Consider the following 1,244-nt stretch of genomic DNA (forward strand, 5'->3'; position numbering starts at 1 on the left):
AGAAAAACTGACACATCGTCGTCTCTTTGGTTAAAGCTTGTTGCCGGATAGATCTCATGTTCGGATAAGCTTATCTTCGATTTCTGTTAGGGCAATTGAAAACCGCTCACCGCTACCCTGTGAATAGAAAATAGAATCGAAAAGAAAAAAATCCCGACCCCGCAGAATGGCTGGATCGGGAAAGCTTCAATCGGGGAAAACCTTCGCTTCAAATCACAAGAATTTTGATTACAGTAAGATACGGGCTTCGTTCTTCTTCACTGTCGACTCACCAATGCCTTTCACCTTAGTAAGGTCCGCTGCGGTTTTAAATGGACCGTGCTCATTACGATACTCGACAATATCTCTCGCTTTTTTCTCACCAATACCTTTAAGTAAGGTCGCAATCTCTTCTGCGGTAGCAGAGTTAACGTTAACCGTTATCTCAATGCCTTCATACTTATCTGCATTTGTCTTTGTTTCTGCCCAGCTCATCGGTGCGAGCAGCATTAGGCACAGTGTTAACATCCATTTCATTTGAGTAGACTCCCTAGAGTTGTAGTATCAAAACGAGCACTACTTTAGGCAAAGCGCGGTGTGTATTGAAGCCTCTTCAGATAAAAATAAAACGGGCCGCTGATGCGGCCCGTTTTAACTAACATACAAATTACATCAATTATGCTTAGTTGCTCACAACAAAGTATTTGATGTCGGTGTTTGCTCGTAGTACTGCAATGACCGAACTCAGATCTTGCTGAGACGAAGCACGCTGCATTTGCATTGAAACTTGCTCTTCTAACGCGCTATCTAGCTCTTCGTGTACTGCATCTAGCTCAACAATGACAACGTTGCCTGCTTGATCTTTAGACTGACCATATACTGGCTTGTCACCCTCAGGTTTAGCCATAGCAAATACGCTTGATGCCAGTGGCGAACGACGGTCTACAGACTCTTGCTCACCAAACACTAGGTTGTTCTCTGCAAGGATATCTTGGTTGCCCTCTTTTAGAGCAGCAACCACTTTGGTGCCAAGTTCAATGACACCTTGCTCACCCTTAACGTGAGAAAGTTTTGCGACCACTTGGTCTCTAACCTCAACAAGAGGAAGTACTGTCTCGTCGCGAGCATCCTCAACACGAACCACGATGATGTGCTCTGGTGCGATCTCGATGGCTTCAGAGTTCAGACCATCCTCTTTCACTTCTGGGCTCAAGATTGCCTGCATTACTGCTTGGTTCTTTAGAACCTCTGGAGCATCAGCTTGA

At 44.9% G+C, this 1,244-nt stretch carries 1 protein-coding gene and 1 pseudogene; both read right to left on the bottom strand.

Annotated features, from left to right (window positions below; genetic code table 11):
• Nucleotides 1-228: 228 nt before the first annotated feature.
• Nucleotides 229-516, bottom strand: a complete 288-nt coding sequence (locus AND4_RS19100) for a helix-hairpin-helix domain-containing protein (RefSeq protein WP_009844632.1) — start codon at nucleotides 514-516, stop codon at nucleotides 229-231.
• A 145-nt stretch (nucleotides 517-661) separates the two neighbouring features.
• Nucleotides 662-1,244, bottom strand: a pseudogene (locus AND4_RS19105) (peptidylprolyl isomerase); the annotation flags it as partial.

The organism is Vibrio sp. AND4 (genome assembly GCF_000171815.1).
GTDB lineage: Bacteria > Pseudomonadota > Gammaproteobacteria > Enterobacterales > Vibrionaceae > Vibrio.